This is a genomic window from Vibrio sp. G-C-1, from assembly GCF_021728015.1.
Lineage (GTDB): Bacteria > Pseudomonadota > Gammaproteobacteria > Enterobacterales > Vibrionaceae > Vibrio > Vibrio splendidus.
On the sequence record NZ_JAKKCR010000005.1, the window covers coordinates 266390 to 283808 of the forward strand.

The 17419-nt window shown below is 45.9% G+C and carries 9 protein-coding genes; 2 read left to right on the forward strand and 7 right to left on the reverse strand.

Annotated features, from left to right (window positions below):
- Window positions 1-16: 16 nt before the first annotated feature.
- Together L3V36_RS10180 and L3V36_RS10185 are read left to right on the forward strand one after the other, a co-directional pair.
- A complete protein-coding gene (locus L3V36_RS10180) occupies window positions 17-1243 on the forward strand; it encodes an extracellular solute-binding protein (protein WP_208775233.1) in 1227 nt (408 codons plus the stop codon).
- 171 nt (window positions 1244-1414) lie between these two features.
- On the forward strand, window positions 1415-4561 hold the full coding sequence (locus L3V36_RS10185) for a beta-galactosidase (protein ID WP_208775235.1): 3147 nt from the start codon (window positions 1415-1417) through the stop codon (window positions 4559-4561).
- A gap of 164 nt (window positions 4562-4725) precedes the next feature.
- Here the strand turns inward: L3V36_RS10185 and ygjK are convergent, their stop codons facing one another.
- From ygjK to ebgR, 7 genes are all read right to left on the reverse strand, one after another.
- Window positions 4726-7119 (reverse strand): alpha-glucosidase, encoded by a 2394-nt coding sequence (ygjK, locus tag L3V36_RS10190; RefSeq protein WP_208775236.1) that lies wholly within the window; start codon window positions 7117-7119, stop codon window positions 4726-4728.
- Between the two features lie 15 nt (window positions 7120-7134).
- Window positions 7135-8199, reverse strand: a complete 1065-nt coding sequence (gene ygjJ / locus L3V36_RS10195; RefSeq protein WP_004734431.1) for a protein YgjJ — start codon at window positions 8197-8199, stop codon at window positions 7135-7137.
- Between the two features lie 490 nt (window positions 8200-8689).
- Entirely contained in the window at window positions 8690-10123 is a 1434-nt protein-coding gene (locus L3V36_RS10200; RefSeq protein WP_208775238.1) for an amino acid permease, read from the reverse strand.
- 574 nt (window positions 10124-10697) lie between these two features.
- Window positions 10698-12122 (reverse strand): amino acid permease, encoded by a 1425-nt coding sequence (locus tag L3V36_RS10205; RefSeq protein WP_108086412.1) that lies wholly within the window; start codon window positions 12120-12122, stop codon window positions 10698-10700.
- Between the two features lie 165 nt (window positions 12123-12287).
- On the reverse strand, window positions 12288-12740 hold the full coding sequence (locus L3V36_RS10210; RefSeq protein WP_102483419.1) for a beta-galactosidase subunit beta: 453 nt from the start codon (window positions 12738-12740) through the stop codon (window positions 12288-12290).
- 3 nt (window positions 12741-12743) lie between these two features.
- Window positions 12744-15860 (reverse strand): beta-galactosidase subunit alpha, encoded by a 3117-nt coding sequence (gene ebgA, locus L3V36_RS10215; RefSeq protein ID WP_208775240.1) that lies wholly within the window; start codon window positions 15858-15860, stop codon window positions 12744-12746.
- A 324-nt stretch (window positions 15861-16184) separates the two neighbouring features.
- Window positions 16185-17168 (reverse strand): transcriptional regulator EbgR, encoded by a 984-nt coding sequence (ebgR, locus tag L3V36_RS10220; RefSeq protein WP_108121807.1) that lies wholly within the window; start codon window positions 17166-17168, stop codon window positions 16185-16187.
- Window positions 17169-17419: the final 251 nt, after the last annotated feature.

Consider the following 17419-nt stretch of genomic DNA (forward strand, 5'->3'; position numbering starts at 1 on the left):
TAACAAGGACCTCAATATGAAATACGTGAAACATATCGCTGCCTCTGCAGTGCTCGCTGCCTCCATGTCTGCAACATCGTTTGCAGGCACCTTAGTCATCAACTCTGATGCTTCTGATCCAGCGCCAAAAGAGGCGTGGGGTGAGATCATTAACCGCTTCGAAAAAGAAAACCCAGATATTACGGTTAAGTACAATTTGTACGATCACGAGTCGTATAAAACAACGATTCGTAATTGGTTGGTCACTTCGCCGCCGGACGTGGTTTTTTGGTATGCGGGTAACCGAATGAAAGCCTTTGTTGACCGCGGCCTGTTTGAAGATGTGAGTGATATTTGGACTGACAACAACATGAAGCAAGACTTCGCGTCAGCCGCACCTGCAATGACGGTAAATGGCAAGCAATTTGGTGTGCCATACACGTATTACCAATGGGGTATCTACTACCGAAAAGACATCTTTGAACAGTATGGAATTGCTGAACCTAAAACATGGGATGATCTGAAATCGGCATCGACAACGCTGAAAGAAAATGGTGTAGCACCGTTTGCGATTGGTACTAAGTACTTGTGGACTGCTGCGGGTTGGTTTGATTACATCAACATGCGTACCAACGGCTTAGATTTCCATATTCAGTTGATGGAAGGCAAGGTGCCTTATTCTGACGAACGTGTGAAAAAAACGTTCGCTAACTGGGCTGAGCTTGTTGAGCCTGGTTACTATCTAGAAAATCACGCCTCTTATTCTTGGCAAGAAGCTCAACCTTTCTTGTACAACGGTAAAGCGGCGATGTACCTGATGGGTAACTTCATCACGCCTAACTTCCCTGCTGAGTTGGATGGCAAGATGGATTTCTTCCAATTCCCTGTCATCGACCCAAGTATTCCGATGTCAGAAGACGCGCCAATGGATACGTTACACATTCCTTCTAAAGCAAAAAATAAGGAAGATGCTCGTAAGTTCTTAGAGTTTGTTGCTCGCGCTGAAAACCAACAGCTGATCAATGAGATGCTGTTACAAATCCCGACCAACAATAAAGCCAAAGCCAAGTCAGATCCGTTCTTAGATAAAGGCGTAGCAATGCTTGCTTCTACCGATGGTACGGCTCAGTTCTATGACCGTGATACCGATCCTGCGATGGCCAAAGAAGGCATGAAAGGCTTCCAAGAGTTTATGGTTCACCCTGACCGAATCGAAAAAATCTTGAAGAAACTCGATAAGGTGAGCAAGCGTACCTTTAAGTAATACGTTATCTGCCGCAGCGACTCTTGCTGCGGCTCTTTTCCTTTTCAGTTTGTCATTGCCAGTGTTATTTGATTAGTGTTCGTCGTTTTGAGCACAAGAGGCACCCAATACAACCTGCCTAGTACTACTTGCAATGATTCACTATATTCGGTTTATCGTAAGGAACACTCAATGAGAACTTTCTCTCAAATCATCTCTGCCCGTGAATGGGAAAACCAACACATCACTCATCATAACGTTGTTGAGGCTCATGCTCCTTTGAATGGTTACACCTCGTTGGCTGAGGCTGTGGGGAAGAACTCGTCACGCACCTTGTCTCTCAATGGGGTTTGGAAGTTTCAGCTGTTCGATTCGCCTGAGTTGGTCAGCGAAGAGTTTGTCTCTGAACATTTTGATGATTTCTCATGGAAGTCGATCGCAGTGCCAAGCAACTGGCAGATGCAAGGCTTTGATAAACCGATCTATACCAATGTGAAATATCCTTTCGCTGATAACCCTCCCTTCGTCCCTAGCGATAATCCGACAGGGCTCTACCGAACGCGTTTTAACTGCACGGAACCGGAGTTATTAGATACCTATAGGCTGATCTTCGACGGCGTGAATTCTGCATTTCATTTGTGGTGCAACGGCAAGTGGGTTGGCTATTCGCAAGACAGTCGATTACCGGCTGAATTTGACGTGTCTGAATACTTGCAAGCGGGCGAGAACGTGCTGGTAGTGATGGTGCTGCGTTGGTCTGATGGTTCCTATCTTGAAGACCAAGATATGTGGTGGCTCAGTGGCATCTTCCGTGATGTGACTTTATTGAGAAAGCCCAAGGTCGCAATCGAGGATGTTGGTATTGAGACTCAGCTAGATGCTTGCTATCGCGATGCGGTTTTAAATGTGTCTACGCAAATAACCAAGCACAGCAATGATGTAGAAGGCTTCGATAAGCTGAGAGCTGAACTTTATGATGCTCAAGGACAGTTGGTTTGTGAACCTCAAATCGTGGGCTTTGGTGAGCGAGTTGTGGATGAGAAAGGGCCTTGGTCTGAAGTCGCTGAACACCGCATTTCAGTGGTGAATCCGAACAAGTGGAGTGCCGAATCACCTTATCTGTATCGTTGTGTGGTGTCATTGCTCAATGAACATGATGAGCTTGTCGATTGTGAGGCTTACGATGTCGGATTTCGATGTATTGAAATTACCGATAGTTTGCTCAAAGTTAACGGTAAGCCGTTGCTGATTCGTGGTGTGAATCGCCATGAACATCACCCTGAATTGGGTCACACCATGACTCGTGAAGGAATGATTCAAGACATCAAACTACTCAAACAAAATAACTTCAATGCCGTGAGAACTGCTCATTATCCGAATCACCCATTATGGTATGAACTGTGTGATGAGTATGGCCTGTATTTGGTTGATGAAGCGAATGTGGAAACCCATGGTCAGTTTCCGATGTGTCGACTGTCTAATGATTCGTCGTGGTTGAATGCGTACATGAGACGAATGACAAGGCTAGTGGAGCGCGATAAAAACCACGCCAGCGTGATCATTTGGTCGTTGGGTAATGAGTCGGGGATTGGTCGTAATCACCATGCGATGTATCAATGGGTGAAACAAACTGATCCAACACGTCCCGTTCAGTATGAAGGTGGCGGGGCAGATACAGCAGCGACCGATATTTTATGTCCTATGTATGCGCGGGTTGATTGGGATTTACCTGTTGTTGAGAGTCAACCTGAAGTGACACCTCGCGTGGGTATTCGCAAAGCCATCGCTCTGCCAAACGAGCATCGTCCTCTTATTCTCTGTGAGTACGCCCATGCAATGGGGAACAGTCTGGGTAGCTTTGATAAATATTGGCAAGCGTTTAGAGACAACCCAAGATTACAGGGCGGATTTATCTGGGATTGGGTCGATCAAGGGATCGCCAAAACCGATTCGAGCGGCAAACAATATTGGGGCTATGGTGGTGATTTCGGCGACGAGATTAATGATCGCCAGTTCTGCATTAATGGTTTGGTATTCCCAGACAGAACGGTACATCCAACGCTGCATGAAGTGAAAAAGGCGCAACAGTTTTATCAGTTCAAGCTGGTTTCTGCATCACCACTGGTGATTGAGGTACACAGCGAACACCTATTTGTGACCAGCAGGGTTGAAACGTTGAATTGGACGGTTACCCAGAATGGTGTGGTGACGAGCGATGGTTGTATCGAATTGATGGTTTGTGCGGGTGAGAGTGTTCAGATAGAACTCAATGGTGTGACTATTCCTCGTACGGCCAATGCGCTTAATTACCTTAATCTCGAAGTGGTATTAAATGCCAATACTGCGTGGGCGAATAAAGGCCATGTGACGGCGATTGAACAGCTTACCTTACCCACTCAGCCGCAATTGATGTTGGATGCCAACCTCTCTCAATTTCCACCGAAAGTAACTGAAACTGACGCGCTGCTGACGGTGAGTGGTGATGCTTATCAAGTTGAGTTCGACAGGTTATCTGGGACATTAGAGAGCTGGAAAATCAAAGGGGTGGAACAGCTTGCGAGTGGTCTTCGAGATAACTTTTATCGTGCACCATTAGACAACGATATCGGTGTCAGTGAAGCAAACCGCGTCGACCCCAATTCATGGATAGCACGCTGGCAGGCGATGAGGTTGGATAGGCTTACTCCAGAGTGCATCGAATTTTCATCCATCACTCAGAAAAACGGGGTGTCGGTGACGGCAATCATTGCTCACACAGTGGAAGAGCAGGTTCGTTTGTTGTCGACTTGGCGGTACCAATTATTTACCGATGGTGAGGTTAAGTTAGATGTGGATGTTCAAGCGGCGAAAGGTTTGCCGTCTCTGCCACGAGTCGGTTTTGAGTTTGCTTTGAACCATGTGCCTGATGGGGTGGAATGGTTTGGTCGTGGGCCACACGAAAACTACCCAGATCGAAAAATGTCAGCCCATATGGGGCGATATCAGCAGAACATTGAACAAATGTATACCCCGTATATTTTCCCTTCTGATTGCGGCTTGCGTTGTGATGTTCGTGAGGCAAAAGTGGGATCATTTGAACTGCAAGGAGACTTCCATTTCTCAGTCAGTCGTTTTGGGTTACAGCAACTACAGAAGGCAAAACATACTTGTGACTTAACCGAACAAGAACAGCTGTTTGTTTATGTCGATGGCTTCCATATGGGGGTTGGCGGCGACGATTCATGGACGCCAAGTGTCCATGATGAATACAAATTATTGAAAGAGCATTACCATTATCAGGTGCGCTTCTATTGTGGTGAGAACGGTCAAAGTACAGCGAATGGAGTAAAAGGATCATAGTAGGCCAAATAGTATAAATGCTTGTTTGTTCGATTATTTGGCTTCAGATATAAAAAAGGCACTCAACATAACGCTGAGTGCCAAAGCCTGAAATTTGTTAATTCGCAGTATCTTATTGAACCGGTGTATTAATGAATCTCAGAAGACAGGTAAAAAGGTTCGATTTACTCTGCGTCAGTAAAGAAATCGTTGTAAAGCATGTACAAGTGAGCCGCACTCCAAGAGAAGTTTGGTGCGCCTTGTTGTTCGCCGGTTAGTGGGTTGTAGTTTTCACGGATTGGACCGTCTTGAACTAATCCATCGGCGTGGTCAAAGAACGCACCTGCCATTTCAATCGCATCGTCACGGTAGCCGTAGCTATCCATGCCTTTTAGGCCGAAGTAGAATTGATCTACCCATACACGTCCACGCCAGTAAATATCTGGGCCAAATGCAGGGCTAGAAAGCGCCGCTGTGCCTAGTGGAACGTAGGTATTGAACTCTTCTGTATCTTTCATTACAGAGACAACAGCATCAGCGTTAGCTTGAGTGGCAGCAGCATTGAATAATGGTGACCAACCTTCAGGGCCTTTACCACGCTCTACAATCGGTTTACCTGCACAGCCATTCGCTAGTGGCTTGTCTTCGATACGAATGTCGTAGAAGAAGTTAGTACCTTCGTCGAACATACAGGTGTTGATGTAGTTCGATAGATGCTCAGCTTTTTCACGGAACTCTTTCGCTTCTGCGTCTTTACCAAGAATGTCAGCCATTTCTGCTAGGTACTTGTTATCGCTGTACATATAGCTTGCTTGGTCGACAGACTCTTGCAGTAGTGAGTAGCCCAGTAGCGTGCCATCTTCAGCGCGGTTTTGAGCGAACTCAACATCCCAATCGCTGCGCTTGCCGCCATTCGCTACATACGCGTCTAGCTGGTCTTTATCGATGAAACCAAATGCGGCTGCATCATCACGACCCGACTCCCAAGACGCGGCAGTTTGTGCTGGGCTTTCGATGTAATCGTAGTTACCTTCAGCAATCACTTTATCCAGTGCAGCTTGGCCTATAACTGTCTCGTGCTTATCGCCACGAACCACGGTGAAGTACATTTCACCTTCAGGCGTGTTGTGTGCTTTATCGCGTGCTGCGCCGTATTCAGGTACGCCGTTGCCGTTGTTGTCACGGTTGCGCAGCCACCAATCGTGGTATGCCACTAGCTTTGGATACATCTCTTCGAGCCAAGCTTCATCGCTGGTGGTCTTATAGACTTCCATTACTGCCCATGCTGCTAGGCTTGGTTTGGTATTACGTTCATTCCAGTTACCGCCATCGCCGCCACGTTCTGGACTTAGGTTGTAAGCGAGTAGATCGGGCACGTAACCTTCATCCCAAGGACGAACGGCATCGTCAGCCTGAATTTGGTAAGCGAACATCGCGCGGATGTTATCTTTCGCTACATCTGGGTTGAAGTGAGCCATTGCGTAGGCTTGCTTCCATGTGTCCCAAGGCCAAGTTTGGTTGCCCGAGAACCAACGCGCCGTCACGGATGGTGTCACAGAGTCAAACTCCATCGCACCTGCAGCGCCACGCCAGTTACCGTTTAGGGTTTCCATCGCTTTAACCGCAACACGCTCTTGCTCTGGTGTCGCGTTCGGGTTGGTTAAACCCATCTCAAGATAGCCTTCCCAACGTTCTGCTGATGCCGCTAAGAAGTCGGTAGGGTTTGCCATGATCTTTTTGATTTCAGGCTGTTCCGCTTGCGCTTCTTCTGCCGTTAGAACATGCGAGTATGTGGTGTAGATAGTCGTCGATGCTTCAATGTTTGCCGTTGAAGTAAACGCTAAACCATCAACCGTGGTTTTCGTTGGAATCGACTTGTGAACTTGGTATTCAGACTCACCAGAAGTCAGTAGATCCCATGTCGAACGAACCTTACCGAAGGTCACCTTTAGGCCATCGTCGGTTGCGACGATTTGACGGTCATACTCAGGGTAAGTTTCAGCGATTGTTTTGTCGGTTTGTGCCACGCCTTCTTTGGCGTGCGTCTTTTCTAGCAGTTCACCATCCCACACCAATTCAACCGGTGAGTCGGTAGTGATTTTGGTTTCTAGCAGAGAGGTACGGTTTGAAGAAAAACGCATCGTCATTTCTACGGTCACATCGTCAGATTTTAGCGTCTGAACCAATGCGCCCGGTAGGCTGTAAGCTTCCATAGTGAAAGCCACTTTTTTGCCGTCTTTGAACACGCTTAGGCGGTCGAAGTTATCAGCCATGAAGTTGATGTATTCTTCGGTAAGCAGTGCTGTACCTGGGAATCCGCCCATGCCTTCTGCACTGTCTGGCAGCAGGTGACCGTGCCATGCACCTAGGTCGAAGAATGGGTTAAAGCGTTGGTGGTCATCGAAGTCGTAGTCACGCATGTATTCAGGTGAGCCAGTACGGTCGATAACGTTCTTAAATTCGTTGGCTTGCAGTTGCTCTGTGTCAGAGCCTGAGCCAGAGATTGAGTTTGAAGCACAACCAGTAACGACAAGGGCTGCACCGATAGCGAGAGCTGCGAATGATTTATTCAGTTTCATGATCAATTCCTGTTATTACCAGTAGAAGTATTGCATTGCGAACACCTGAGCGTCGCCGATTTCAGTGTCGCTGCCTACGCCAAAGCGGCTATCGAAAGCAGTCGCAAACGCGCCGTTGCCGTATTCATACCAAACGCCAGCATTGATGTAAGAGGTGATTTCTTTGTCGCCATTGTCACCGTCAAAGTTTGCGTAGTTGTAGGCTGCAGATAGGTAAACGCCTTGTGCCGCTTCGTACCATGCACTGGTTTGAATACCAGACTCGCTACCGAAAGACTCTTGGTTGCCTTTATCTGTATCGTGCCAAACACGAGTGGCGAAGTTTTTGTACTCAGCACCCAATAGCAATAGTTCACCACCATCGTTGTTACGAACTTCACCACCACCCATTAGGGTTAAGTCGTCGGTCAGATCGTATTGAAGGTAACCATTGACCATGGCGTTCTTATCTTTCCATTGGTCTGCGAAGCTGTCGTATTTACCGAAGTGAACAAGAGCATCGTCTTCAGAGAAGTCAGACTCTGGCGCGAAAGAAACGCTGTAGCGAAGCTTGCCTTCTAGGTTTTGAATCTTCACACCAAGGTGCACGTCTCGCGTGTTTGAGATCGCGTAGCCGTATTCAACCGTAGGGTCACCCCACCATTGAACGTCATCTAATGAAGAGTCCATGCGACCAATCATGAATTCTGTTTTGTTATCTGTGCGGTAGCCAGCGTAAAAGCGGTTGAAACCACCTTCAAAGCCGCCCCAGCCGTGGCCCGTTGCCCAAGCATTGCCTTCGTCGTCGGCTTGTACTGTCCAGCCTTCCATATAAGCAAGACCAAACCAATTACCGTGCTCGATAGCCAAGCCAGCTTCAATGTAAGTACCGTCTGCGTAGCGGCCTTTATCATCACCTTCGAGTGCCACGTGACCACCAAGGCCAAGCTCACCATAAAAGTTAAATAGGGTTTCAGTTTCTGTCTGAGGAGGCTGAGTATCACTGTGGTTTGCTGCGGACTCTTCCGCGTGGGCAGTGGTACTTAAGGCAGCAAGAATACAGCTTGTAATAAGAGTGTTTTTAGTAAAACTACTTTTCATTTTAATCACTTCTGTGTCGGGGTTATAAATGAAGGTTCGCAAGCAGTTCTGACTTCTAATATGGGGTGCTCTTCAAGGCGTATTGGTCAGGTTACTTACGATCGCAAAACCAATATTAATGATAATTTTGATGTTTAAAATTAATTAAGTTTAAAAGTGTGATCTATTTTTAGTAAATATTTACTTTGTTTTTATTTTGACTTTCAGTTGAATTTGCTGAGGTATGGCTAGGGTTGTAAGCATTCGGGAGGTGAATTATTTAATGGGTGGTTAGATTGTTGGTTCGAATGCTTTGATTCTTGAATGGCTTTGATTTAATCGAGATGGTTAGTGGAAATGTACCGACAAATAAAAAGGCACTCACCAAATGTGAGTGCCTGAAGTTTAAATGCGAGTGCCTGAAGTTTAAATGCGAGTGCCTGAAGTTTAAGTCAGAGTGCCCGAAGTTTAAGTCAGAGTGCCCGAAGTTTAAATCAGAGTGCAGGGAAAACTAAGCGTTCGCCGGTTCAGGTTTTGCTTCTGGTTTTTTCTCTTCTGGAGATAAGCTTTTTTCATATTTTCCGTACTTCCACCACGCGTAGCCAAGGAAGATAACAATCCCGCCCACGTTGTAGAAGATGATGGTCATGATGTCAGCACCTGTTGGGAAGGTTGACGCAAAGAAGCCAACAGTGAAAATGCCGATCAGAATCGAGACCACGGTAATGCCTGTCATACGTGAGCCCATTCTGAAATCACGAGGTAAGTGATCCAACTTCAAACGTAAATTAAGGTACGCGATCATGATGAATAGCGGTGGCAACATCGATGCTGCAGCTGTCATGTTGATAATGGTACTCATCAGATCTTGAACCGTATCGGACGCCAGTGTCGGAATGAACATCAGTGGAATCACAATCAAGAACTGAATCCAAGCCGCACGCTCTGGAACGCCTTGTTTGTTTAGAGCGACCGTTTTCTCACCGAAGATACCTTTAGGGATTTCAGAGAAGAAAATCTTAACGGGTGTCGCTGTCCACATCAGTAGAGAGCCCAGCATCGCCGTGAATGAAACCACGCCCACAAAGCGATTCATCAAAATTTCAGATAACCCAAAGTGTCGTGCTAGCCCTTCGAATACCTGCACTGAGCCGCCAGTAAATTTAAGCTCTTCTCGCGACACAAACACGTTTGCTAGTACTGAACCCACCGAGTAAAGCGCACCAATGAAGATACCGGCAATGATGATCACTTTAACGAAAGACTTGTGACCACCTTTGATGTCATTAACGTAAACCGCTACCGATTCTGCACCGCCAGCCGCCATGAAGATCCAAGTGATTACCCCAAGGAATGCCCAGTTAAAGCTTGGTGTCATCGCTTCAATGGTGATTGGGTCTGCTGGCTCGATACCACCGATCAAAGCACCGCCAGACAACAAGATGTAAGACATTGTTAGCAACAACATAAGCGACGATGTTAGTGAGGTGATGGGGCCTAGTAGTTTCGCGCCATTGTTTGAAATGTGCGTAGCCATCGCAAACAAAATGGTACTGAGGATCGCCGTGGTGATTGGCGTGAATATGTACTCAAACCCTAAGAACGCATACGACGCATAAGCGATGATTCTAGGCAGCAGAGAGGTGAAGAAGAACAGGTTAACAAACCAGTAGGTATAAGCCGAAATAAACGCCCAGCGGCCGCCTAGAGAGCTTTTAACCCAAGAATAAACGCCCGCTTCAGAGTTTTTATTCAGTGACACAAACTCTGCGACGATCAAACAAAAAGGCACAAAGTAAAAGATGGTGGCTAGAAAGAACATCGGCGCCGAGGAAAGGCCTATCTCGATGTTGTTGTTAATGATGTTGTTGAAGCTGTATACCGCCGCGAAGGTCATAGACAGTAGGGCAAACTTGCCTATCGTACTGCGTTTATTTTCGGACATGATGTTCTCCGGTGAATCACGTTGATGATCGTTATAACTTGGTCCTAGAGAGGGAGGCTCTAGGCCGCACTTTTATTGTTATGTTGGTTTGGCAAACACCCGCTTTGTTTTGTCAGGGTTGGCTCATTGTTGTTTTTATAGATTTACGATCGGACTTCTTAGTGCTTCTCCTTCTTGCTTTTCAGTAAAGTTATTACCAAAAAAAAGAGTTAAAGGTTAAGAGGTTCATCAAAGAGATTGTTTGTTTCATGAACGAAGATTTGTAAGGCTTGTAGGGGCTTTTTGTCGTTTTTAAATATGAACTCGTTCGTCTCTTCAGCAAGAAGATTAAAGATTAAGCGGCGGGAAGTTAATCAAAATTGATCAAATATGTGACCTTGAGTAAATAAATTTAGTTAATGTTTTACCTTTGTTTTTGTTCGGGTTTTATTACGAGTTAATTAACGTTTTTCGTGAAGTGAGCCCTTGACGGAATGGCGTTTTTATTTTCGGTTATTGGTTTTTAATTATCTGATTTAAAACAAAAAAGCGCCATGATAGGCGCTTTTTAAATTGGTTCTAATGCTGCTAAGTATTACGATTGCTTAGCCGCTTCTAGCTTTGCATCTTTACCTGCTTGCTTCTTTTCAAAGCGAGAGATCCACCACCAAGCGAGAGCTGAGAATACAGCCGTCATAAATACGTTGACGAAGAACGCTTGCATTAAGTCAACACCCGTTGGGAATGCTGACGCCGTCATGCTGACAACAAAGATACCGATAAGTACTGACACCACAGACATACCTTGAACTCGAGTACCCATGCGGAAGTCACGTGGTGTATCGTCATGTTTCAAGCGGAATACAAAGTACGCCACCATGATGAAGATAGGCGGTAACATTGCGGTACCTGCTGTTAGGTTGATTGCTGTGTTCATCATGTCTTGTACAGACTCAGAACCGAAGCCGTTAACCACTAGCATTAGGAATACGAAAGCGAATTGCCACCATGCTGCGCGAACAGGCACGCCGTGTTCGTTAAGCTCAGTCGTTTTCTCACCGTAAACACCTTTAGGGATTTCAGAGAAGTGAATTTTTACTGGCGCTGCTGTCCACATCATCATCGAACCGAACATAGCGACGAACAGAATGATACCGACGAAGCGACCCGTTAGAGATTGTGAAATGTCGAAGTAGTTCGCCATACCAGTGAAGATTTCAACCATGCCGCCAGCATAAGTTAATTCGTCACGAGCAACGAATACGTTCACTAATAGAGAACCGACTGCGTACATGATACCGATAGCGATACCCGCGCTGATGATCACCTTGATGAAAGACTTATGACCACCCTTAACATCGTTTAGGTAAGCGGCTGCGGTTTCTGCACCACCGGCTGCTTGGAAGATCCAACACATAATGCCTAACGTTGCCCAGTTGATGGTTGGTGTCATAGCTTCAAGCGTGATTGGCTCTACCGGTTCATGGTTACCACCGAGTGCCATCATTGCACCGATAACGTAAACCGCGAACAGTGCAAATACACCGTATGCAACGATCTCTGCAATTTTGCCTAACCAGCTCGCACCTTTGGTCGAGATGTGTGTCGCTGCTGCAAACAGACCTATTGAGATTGCCGAAGTCACTATCGGAGAGAAGGCGTACTCGTAGCCAAGCATCGCGTAAGACGCGTATGCGATAACGTTGGGCAGTAATGATACAAACCAGAATAGGTTCACGAACCAATATAGGAATGAACCTAAGTAGGCCGCTTTTGAACCCAGCGGTTGTTTAAGCCAGTCATACATGCCTGACTCAGAGTTTTTATTTGCTGATACGAATTCAGCAATAATGAACACGAATGGAATGAAGTAAATAAGGGTGGCGAGCAAAAAGATAGGAGCAGAACTCAATCCCAATTCGATGTTGTTATTTACAATGTTGCGAACGTTAAATACCGCTGCAAATGTCATGGAGAGCAAGGCAAATTTACCTAACTTACCGCGTACAGATTCAGACATAGTGTCCTCCAAGGGTCACGTAATTATAGTCGTTATTTCTTTAGGCTTCCTTGTAGGGAAGAAGCGTAAAGGCGTTGTGCAGTGTGACTGAGCCTTGAACGGCAAGGCTCGGTACACACTGTGAATAGATCTTGTTGTTGCTTTCGTTTGTTTAGCTCCAGTTACTTACTTATTGAGGAAGTAACCGTCTTCGATAGTCACTTTCAGTACCACTTTACGAACTCGGTTATCACCGTGGAATCGGTAGGCTTTGCTGTTATCAAAGATCGCCACTTGGCCTTCAGCTAACTCGCAAGTCTCGCCGTTACCCATTAGGTGTTCGCGGTCAGTCTCATCGCTGTAAGCTTGGGTCTGTTCAAGTTGAGATTTATCTGAAAATTCAACCGTCTCACGACCTTCTAGGTAGTAATGCACGTCGAAGTAACGACGGTTACCGGTGAAGTTTTCTGTGTTTCGAGCCACACCGTCTTCAATCATGTAAGCCAGTGAGTCACCAATGGAATACATCACGCCATCTTTGATGTTGCCGATGTTTTCAATCGCTTCTACACAGCGTTGCCATTTACGACCGTCGCGGTAAACGACTTTAAATTGCTCTAGGTTGTCTAAAACGATCATCGTTTATGCCTCGTTCTGTTGTGGTTGAGCTTTCGGTTGATTCGCCGTAAAAAACTCATCGCCAAAGTTGTGATTGATTAGGTGCTGCGCGTCGCAATCGCCTGCTTGGAATGGAATCAGAGTTAAGCCGTAGCGGAACTCGTCCATGTAAACTCGGTAAGAATCGAGCACCTCGCTGCCCCAAGAATTCGAGCCTAAGCCCATTACTTGGTGGTCTAGGTTTAGCGTGATGTAACCGCTCTTCTCTAGCTCAATGGTGTGTTGTGCTTGATGCAGGTTTTGGTTGGTGTAGAACCAAGCGCTGAAGTTGATTTCTTGCTGTGGTTTTACTGCAATACCATTACCCGCGCGGCTTGAAATCGCAGCCCAACGAACGTGCTGGCGGTTGCCGTTGTTTTGTGGGAACGGGTAGTTCTCGAACATGTCAGCCACAGTTGATTGGTAAACATCAATCATGTTGGCTTGCTTGCTGTCTTGGTAGTTCTCTTCAGGACCGCGGCCGTAGTATTGAACTTGGTCGAAGCCGCCGTTAATGCCCATGTCGAAACCAATTACTGGAATCACGTGAGGGTAATCACCGTAACGTTCGCCACTTAGCTCAACGTTCAGTTGACCTTCAGCACTGATTTGGTAGCGATACTCACAACGCATGCCGAAATCAAATACTGGTGGAGCAACGATGCTGGTGGTGGTGATCTCTACCTTGCCGTTAACTTGCTCAACGTTTAGCGTGCGGAAGTGCTCTTGCATGATCTGTAGGTGTGCAGGCTCCCAGTAACCATCGTGCTCTTGCTTATGGTTATCGATCATTGGCTTGAAGAAGTTCAGCTTTGGCTCCGACTTAATCAGTTCTTCGCCATTCACTAACCATGACGTCAGCTTGCCGTTCACTTTCGAGAAGTTCAGTGCAAAGTTATGGCCTTTGATTACATAAGCGAGGCGAGACTCTTCAACATTCAGTGCCGTTGCATTGTTGTTGGTGAAGGCGTCAAGCTGTGCAGTGTTCTCTTTCACTTGGAACTGATAAACCGCAATGTCGTGGTTCGCTTCGCTGTATGAAGTACGAGAATCCTTACGAACTGTAAAGTTCACAAACACTTCACGCTCATCAAGCTCTGGCAAATTAAGCGTCAGTTCACGGCTAGAGTTCTCAGCCAGCTCTTCAACCTTGATATGCTGTACCGCAATGGTTTTACCCTCAGCGCGGATTTCCGCAGTGATGGTGTAGTCATCGATGTTTGAGAACCAAAGTTTGTTGTCTACTGTGAAGGTGCCCGTTTGTGCATCGAAGTCGCGAAGCTTCACTGGGGCAATCACTTGTTTGTACTCTTTCAAGCCAGGGCCTGGTGTTTGGTCTGGGTAGATCAAGCCGTCCATGCAGAAGTTGTAGTTGTTCGGGTAGTCACCGTAGTCACCGCCGTACTTGTAGAACTCTGTGCCTGCTTCATCACGCGCCAGAATGCCGTGATCACACCATTCCCAAACGTAGTGACCTTGAATGGCATCATGCTTGTAGAACACGTTTTGGTATTCGGTTAAACCGCCTGGGCCGTTACCCATTGCGTGTGCGTATTCACATATGATGCGTGGTTTTTCGTGCGGGAATTCACCGAAGGCATTCATTAGTTGAGCACGTGAGTACATGGTTGAAATGATGTCGACCACTTCAGCATCACGGTCTTCTTCATAGTGAACTAGACGGGTGTCATCAATCGCTTTTGCTGCATCGTACATAGAACGGATGTTGCAGCCGTAGCCAGACTCGTTACCCAGTGACCACATGATGATAGAAGGGTGGTTCTTTTGAGCGTGGATATGACGTTCGATACGTTCAACAAACACCGCTTCCCATGCGGCATCGTTAGTGATGCGGCTTAGGTCGCCAACGTTAGCAAAACCGTGAGTTTCAACATCGGTTTCGCCCATCACGAATAGGCCGTAGATGTCACACAATTCGTAGAAGCGTGGGTCGTTCGGGTAGTGCGCTGTACGTACTGAGTTGATGTTGTGTTGCTTCATCAGTACTAAGTCTTTCTCGACGCGATCCATGCCAACAGCACGACCTTTCAGGTGGTCGTTGTCGTGACGGTTCACACCGTGCAGCATCACGTACTTGTTGTTGATGTAGAACAGACCATCACGAACTTTAATATCACGGAAACCAACGCGTTGTGGAATCACTTCCAACACCTTGCCGTCAGCGTCTTTCAGCGTAAGCAACAGTTGGTATAGGTAAGGGTTTTCAGCGTTCCATTGAACAGGGTTAACCACATCAATAGAGAATTGAGTATTCGCATTGCCGCCAGTCAATGTATTAGGAATGGCTAAGCTATCTACAGAGCCTTGCGAGATAACTTGGCTGCCATCAAGCAATGCGTACTCAAGGGTTGCGTTTACCACTGCTGCTAGGTTTTCTAGTTCCACTTTGCACGACAGGGTAGCGCTTTGGTAAGCGTCGTCGAAGTCAGTACGAACGGTAACGTCTTGAACGTGCAGCTGTTCTTTGCCCACTAGGTAAACGTCACGGAAGATACCGCCCGTCCACCACATGTCTTGGTCTTCAATGTAGGTTGAGTCGGCCCATTGCATCACGCGAATAGAAAGTAGGTTGTTGCCTGCTTTTACGTGGTTAGAGATATCGAACTCAGCGGTGAGGCGGCTGCCTTTGCTGAAACCGACGTATTCGCCGTTTACGTAAACTTCGAAATAAGTTTCAACGCCATCAAATTTGATGATGGTTTGTTTCTCGCCCCAGCTTTCGCCAAGGAAGAAAGAGCGTTGGTATGCACCGGTTGGGTTGTCTGATGGTACGAAAGGCACATCAATTGGGAATGGGAAACCTTCATCTGTGTATTGAAGATCGCCGTGGCCTTCCATTTGCCACATGTTTGGAACCGTAATGTGGCCCCAGTCTTTCATTTCTTGAGAGTAGAACTCTTCAGGAACCAATAGTGGATTGGTGAAATAGCTGAAATTCCATTGGCCACTCAATAGTTGGAAGTGGCTGCTAAGTTCACGCTGAAACGTTTTTGCATTCTTTTCTGATGCGTATGAGAAGAAGTATGCACGCGGTGCCATACGGTTCTCATGTAAGTTCAGGAAGTTTTCCCAGTTGTTCACGTTGCCTCTCTCTCGGCCTAAATGCAATTTGCTGACCGACGTTCTTATGCGTAATTGGGTCGTAGTGAATACGAGTATTTTTGGACTGAGGTAATTATTAGTAAAACTTTTACTAAATGAAATTGGTGAAAACGTTTTACTTTAACTCCATCACGTTTTTTATGGTCTTTTTACAGTGCTGTGTGATCCACTTAAAAGAATGCTATTGGCTGTTTTATGAAGCAGGCTAAAGAGGCAGGTATGTGTATATAGGCGTATGTGATGGGTACAAAAAAGGCCACCTTCAACAAAGGTAGCCTTAGTTTATCTATTTGATATTTTTAACTATTTTGTCGTGTCACGCAGCTTTAATTTGCTTGGTACATAGACACGTAGTGGGATAGTACGGCCGTCGCGTACTTTCTCAATCAACAGGTTAACGCCTTGAATTCCCATTAGTTCAGAGTGAATACGAACAGTCGATAAAGATGGGAAGGTAAATTTAGCTGTTGGGATGTCATTTACACTGATCAGCGCAATATCTTCAGGAATGTTTAATCCGTGCTCATGAACGGCTCGTAAAACACCAATTGCGATGGAATCTGACGCAATAAACATGGCTTTAGGGTAGTCGCCCGTCGCTAGCATCTGTTTTGCAAGCTGATAACCTGAAGAGCTAGAGAAGTCTCCACGATAGATGTCTTGCTCGCTGACAACGTTCTTAAGGCTACCGTATTCAGCAAAGGCGACTTCGCGAATATCAGGAGTGTTGACGTTATCTTGTCCGCCAATAAAACCAATGCGTTGATAGCCTTGGTTGATAAAGAAGTTGGTGATCTCTTTGCTGATCAAAGCCAGGTCGATATCGACAGAGTCATAAGGTTCAGAGTGATCAGTGAAATCGACATAACAGATATTATCGCTTAGCTTTTTGGCTTGTTCGATAACCTCCGGTGTCATTCTTCCCACCAACAATACACCAGTGATAGGCGCTGAATTTACGTGTATTTTACTTTCATAACAGTTGGTTAGTTTAACTTCCATCTTGTCACATTGGGTTTCAATCCCGTGGCGAATCGATAGATAGTAAGGGTCATTCACTTCAGCTTCTTGCTTGTAGTTATACAGAGCAAGGAAGTGATGATTTTGTTTTTTACTGCTAACGGCTTTTCGTGAGCTGCTGGTTTTGTATTCCAACTTCTCTGCAATTTCAAAGATACGCCTTTTGGTCTCTTCCTTGACGCTTAATGTTGGATCTTCATTGAGAACCCTTGAAACTGTAGCCAATGAAACATGTGCTTCAGTCGCGATATCTTTTAACGTTGCCATACTCACTTCCTGTTATTGGAACATTGCGCTGCTTTGAAATTGGTATTTAGTAAAAAAGCAATGCACCTCTTTATTCTACAGACCTATTGTAATCAAACTGGAAGTCATTGCATTAACTTTTAGTAAAATAAATGCTCAACTCCTCTATGATGTCTCAAATCTAACTATCTATAATTATCTTATTAAAATTCAATGAATTAGATGTGTTTGTTTATAGGTTCTCCCTATGTCACGTTCAGTAACAATGATAC

Excerpts from the sequence above, each read along its gene's own strand:
- L3V36_RS10210 (WP_102483419.1), bottom strand. The coding sequence starts at position 12,740 with ATGATCGTTTTAGACAACCTAGAGCAATTTAAAGTCGTTTACCGCGAC.
- L3V36_RS10200 (WP_208775238.1), bottom strand. The coding sequence starts at position 10,123 with ATGTCCGAAAATAAACGCAGTACGATAGGCAAGTTTGCCCTACTGTCT.
- ygjJ (WP_004734431.1), bottom strand. The coding sequence starts at position 8,199 with ATGAAAAGTAGTTTTACTAAAAACACTCTTATTACAAGCTGTATTCTT.
- L3V36_RS10205 (WP_108086412.1), bottom strand. The coding sequence starts at position 12,122 with ATGTCTGAATCTGTACGCGGTAAGTTAGGTAAATTTGCCTTGCTCTCC.
- ebgR (WP_108121807.1), bottom strand. The coding sequence starts at position 17,168 with ATGGCAACGTTAAAAGATATCGCGACTGAAGCACATGTTTCATTGGCT.
- L3V36_RS10180 (WP_208775233.1), top strand. The coding sequence starts at position 17 with ATGAAATACGTGAAACATATCGCTGCCTCTGCAGTGCTCGCTGCCTCC.
- L3V36_RS10185 (WP_208775235.1), top strand. The coding sequence starts at position 1,415 with ATGAGAACTTTCTCTCAAATCATCTCTGCCCGTGAATGGGAAAACCAA.
- ygjK (WP_208775236.1), bottom strand. The coding sequence starts at position 7,119 with ATGAAACTGAATAAATCATTCGCAGCTCTCGCTATCGGTGCAGCCCTT.